Annotated in this window: 5 protein-coding genes and 1 pseudogene; 1 reads left to right on the forward strand and 5 read right to left on the reverse strand. The window is 33.1% G+C overall.

What is annotated here, in order from left to right; translation table 11 throughout:
- Window positions 1-231, reverse strand: a pseudogene (locus tag V7183_RS23300) (hypothetical protein); the annotation flags it as partial.
- Between the two features lie 127 nt (window positions 232-358).
- Window positions 359-886 (reverse strand): GrpB family protein, encoded by a 528-nt coding sequence (locus V7183_RS23305; RefSeq protein WP_335360993.1) that lies wholly within the window; start codon window positions 884-886, stop codon window positions 359-361.
- Between the two features lie 142 nt (window positions 887-1,028).
- On the opposite strand from V7183_RS23305, the gene V7183_RS23310 reads away from it, so the two are divergent.
- On the forward strand, window positions 1,029-1,910 hold the full coding sequence (locus V7183_RS23310) for a serine/threonine protein kinase (RefSeq protein WP_335360994.1): 882 nt from the start codon (window positions 1,029-1,031) through the stop codon (window positions 1,908-1,910).
- Between the two features lie 249 nt (window positions 1,911-2,159).
- On the opposite strand, the gene V7183_RS23315 is transcribed toward V7183_RS23310, so the two are convergent.
- The 3 genes from V7183_RS23315 to V7183_RS23325 form a co-directional block, all read right to left on the reverse strand.
- Entirely contained in the window at window positions 2,160-3,356 is a 1,197-nt protein-coding gene (locus V7183_RS23315; protein WP_335360995.1) for a serine hydrolase domain-containing protein, read from the reverse strand.
- A gap of 54 nt (window positions 3,357-3,410) precedes the next feature.
- Window positions 3,411-3,845, reverse strand: coding sequence for a MarR family winged helix-turn-helix transcriptional regulator (locus V7183_RS23320; RefSeq protein WP_230322430.1), 435 nt, complete (start codon window positions 3,843-3,845; stop codon window positions 3,411-3,413).
- A 300-nt stretch (window positions 3,846-4,145) separates the two neighbouring features.
- A partial coding sequence (locus tag V7183_RS23325; protein ID WP_335360996.1) for a YjcZ family sporulation protein occupies window positions 4,146-4,217 on the reverse strand: 72 nt, incomplete at its 5' end.

Raw genomic sequence — 4,217 nt, forward strand, 5'->3', positions numbered from 1 at the left:
CAATTTATTTCTGTATAGAAATAGCCATATATGCCGTAAAAACCATAGTGATGCTGCTACGATTGCACCATATTCGCCAAGCGATCCAAGTTGTTTGTTTAAACCTTTTACATGCATTTGATCTCCGTACGTAAAATTTATAATTAACATGGAAATACTGAAGGCAATCACACAAATGCCTGTAATCTTTATTAATAAATGAAAAAATTGATTCTTAAGTATCTTCTCCATTTCGTTTTCTCCTCTCCTCTATTAAGAGTTATGTATTTTAAATTGTAACAAATGGAAGAGAAAATAAAATGAAAGAAAGATTAAAATGAAATGAGAAATCATACATAAAAAAATAAATAAAAAAGTATTATCCTTTTTCCTTATGTGTAATTTTTTGCGCTAATAAAATAGTACTTCGAATAAATGGAGCTTTTGCATTTGTGTAGGAAACCCGATCAAACGGATACTTTACAGCTAGTTCTTGCTTTAATTTTTTATATTCCTCACGTGCCCATTCGTTCTTCCTCAAAAAATCACGAAATAATAAATTATCATTCCATGCCTCACTGTTATATAGATAAACATGTAAATGATGCGTACCCGCTCTCCATCTTCCTTTTCTAAAAAAACGCCGCTCGGAAAATTTTTCATGAAGTACATATTCGTACCCTAAGGTTCGCATGGGTTCTATCCAATGAGTAACGATCTTTAAATCTTCTACCCCTATCATCATATCTATAAGAGGCTTTGCATCCAATCCTTCTACTGACGTACTTCCGATATGTTCAATCGCTAAGATGTCTTTTCTTAATAATGCGATAAATTTCTCTTTCTCTTTAACAAATTCCTTATGCCAATTTGAATCATATGGTTTAATTATGATTTCTTTATCCATCTTTTTCTCCCTCTATTTATAATATGTAACTGTTTTATCCTAATGGAATCGTTCTTTTTATCTAATTAGACAGGAACTTCAATGCACATATCGAATATAGTCACGTTCAGTCTATCTAATTATAGTAAATAAGAGGTGTAAAATGAACGAAATTCCAGTTACAATTCATTTAGATAACGTCACTTTTCAACTGAAAGAATATCAGGATTTTGATTGGCTTGTTAGTTTAGGAAAAGTATTTACTGTATTTGATCAACAAGATTCAGGTAATATATCTTTTGGTATTGAAAAAGATGGGCAGAAAAAATTTGTTAAATATGCAGGCGCAAAAACAACAGGATATACCGGAAATCCGGATGATGCAATCGCCATGTTAAAGCAAGCGGTTGTTCTCTACGAAGAATTAAAACATGATTACCTTATTCAATTGACTGACCATTTCGAAGTAAAGTATGGGTATGCTGCTATCTTTGATTGGTTTAATGGAGAGTGCCTTCATCCCTACCTGGAATTTCCACAGCCAGCAAAATATAACAATTCCTTCTCTCCGTTTTACCGACATAAACATTTATCAATTGAAGAGCGCCTCACCTCACTAGATTGTATCTTTTTTTTTCATGTTCATGTGGAACAAAACAATTATGTAGCCATTGATTTTTATGATGGAAGCATTTTATATGATTTTGAAACAAATACAACGAAAATTTGTGACATCGACCTCTATGCTAAAAAACCATATGTTAATAAAATGGGCAGGCTTTGGGGCTCCTCGCGATTTATGTCCCCTGAAGAGTTTAGATTAGACGCAGTAATAGATGAAAAAACAAATGTATTTAATATGGGCGCAATGGCTTTCTCACTTCTAGGAGGAGAACTTGATCGCTCATTCTCAAAATGGGATGCCGGAAAGCCTTTATATGATGTAGCCTGCCGTGCTATAGAAAATGATAGAAATAAGCGCTATGCATCCGTTGAAGAATTTTATCTAGCATGGGAAGCAGCACGTAATGTTGGTATAAAATAAAGTTTAATCAAAAATATCGCCTGAACCTATATTTTACGGTAAATAAAAAGAAGCCATTTTGAAAAAAGATTGCTCAAAATGGTTCTTTACCTACTAATTGATATAGCCATTTTCATAAAAAAGTTTGATTATTCAATCGGATTTTATTGCATAAAAATCCTGTTAGCTTAATGGTATTTGGAGTTCATAACATGTAGTTTTTTGTATGTCAAAGTTTTGGTGGTCACCAAAGAGAACGTATAATCTTGATCATTCAACTTTTTGATACGGTACTTCAACACCTTCATCGATAAATAATTGCTTCGCAACATCTACATAACTCATCGTATTACGTATCCAATAATACGACTCATCTATTTTAAAAAGTGGCACAGACAACTGATGCTCAAATGAAATCATAAATTGTATATCCTTTTCAATCGTAAATCTTGTACCAAGTCCATCTGCTAATTCATATCGACCCGCAATATCATCTTTACTAGTGAGCGGTAAAATTACTACATGTTTCGGTGCTTCTACAGCATATTTTATTCCCATTAAGCAATTCATAATTTCTTGTTCATATTGCGGAAATACTTCTTGATTCGTCGCTAACACAATCACTTCTTCTGTTGATATATTAATAAAGGCTTGTGCTGAGCAACCAATCCATCCACCTGTATGACCAACCCACTCATCTTGAATGATAAAACCATAACTATAATGCCCAGCGACTTCTGTTGGCGTTAACATAAATTGCACAATCTCTTTGCTAATGTACTGACCTTGCCAAAGTGTTTTTAAAAACTTCGCTACCTCTGTCACTGTTGCATAAATGCCACCATCACCATATCCATCATTATATTTTTCGCTTTCGTGTAAATATGGGTCATCAATAGCCTCTTTATATTGTTGCTCCTCATAATCATACGTTTGACCTTGCGCTTCGCATTGCTTTGTAGGTTGTGTTGTCGTATGGGTAAGATTTAATGGTGCTGCAATATATTGTTGTAAATATGTTTCATACGATAATCCGCTCACTTCCTCAATAATTTTTGCAAGCAAAACATAATTCGTATTACTATAAGACCAATGCTCATTCGGCGCATATTGTGGTAGCACCATTTCGATAAATGTTTCAACACCTATTGTTACATCTTCTGCAATATACTCTGGAATACCAGATGTGTGTGTAAGTAATTGTGCAACTGTCACCTCTGTAAAATGCGGTACGTTAAACCAATTTGTAATTTTATCTTCTAACTGTAGCTGTCCTTTTTCGATTAGCTGGAACGTCATTACCGCTGTATACATTTTACTTAATGATGCTAGATTAAATTGTGTATTTTCCGTAATAAGGTGCTGCTTTTTGATTTCTTGATAACCATGATAATACTGCTTGATTTGTCCATTTTTTTCATGAGACACAGCACCATTAAACGCAATATTTTTAAGTAGACCTTTCATTTGTTAACCCCCTAAATAAATTAGATATCTAACATATTGAGCATGAAGAAATTTTTATAATTCCTTCATCGCAATCTCCCTTAATTTTTCAACAATGCGTTCTAATTCGTCTACCTCTTTTGATGAGAGTTTGCTGTAAATTTTGTCTGCGATTTGTTGTTCTACATAATCTTGCTTCGAAAAATACTCCATTCCTTTTTCATCTAACGTTATAAATATTTCGCGTCGATTTTGTGGATTAATTTCTCGCTTGATATATTGATTCTTTTCTAATTTCGCAATCAATTGGCTAACTGCACTAGAGCTAATATTCATTTCAATCGCAATTTCACCAACTGTAATGCGTTTTGCTAAGTACACAATATCTAATACAACCGCCTGCTGTGTTGTAATACCACTATTTAAATATTGCTTATAATGTTTAAAGATCAGACGGTTTATTGTATATTCAGCTTCATTAATGCGCTTAACTTGTTCATATAAAGACAAAAAATCACCCGCTAACATATTAGATATCTAACATATTAGCGGGTGATTTATAAAACGTCAATCTTTACTTTAAAAAAGTTGGATTATTCTCTTTCTATGCTGCTCTACAATCGAGCTCTTTTCGTTGGGAATATGGAAAATTTTATAAAATCATACATGAATCATTTTGAAAGAAGGTTATATATGTATAATCCCCAACAAAAAAGGAGCGTGATAGCTCCTTTTTGTTCACTCATATTCGTACTAAAAAGTACCTTGCATGTTTTTTCTTTTACACATTTTGTGAAGGTTAATTAAGAATTAATACCCTCCGCCCCAGCAGCTACATCCAACGATAATCAGTAGAATAAATAATACAACTAATAAAGCAAA

Origin of the sequence: Bacillus sp. JJ1127, assembly GCF_036965845.1 — a bacterium.
In the GTDB taxonomy this organism is placed as follows: Bacteria; Bacillota; Bacilli; order Bacillales; family Bacillaceae_G; genus Bacillus_A.

Bases quoted from the DNA above. Each gene is read 5' to 3' on its own strand.
- V7183_RS23305 (WP_335360993.1), bottom strand. From the start codon at position 886: ATGGATAAAGAAATCATAATTAAACCATATGATTCAAATTGGCATAAG.
- V7183_RS23310 (WP_335360994.1), top strand. From the start codon at position 1,029: ATGAACGAAATTCCAGTTACAATTCATTTAGATAACGTCACTTTTCAA.
- V7183_RS23315 (WP_335360995.1), bottom strand. From the start codon at position 3,356: ATGAAAGGTCTACTTAAAAATATTGCGTTTAATGGTGCTGTGTCTCAT.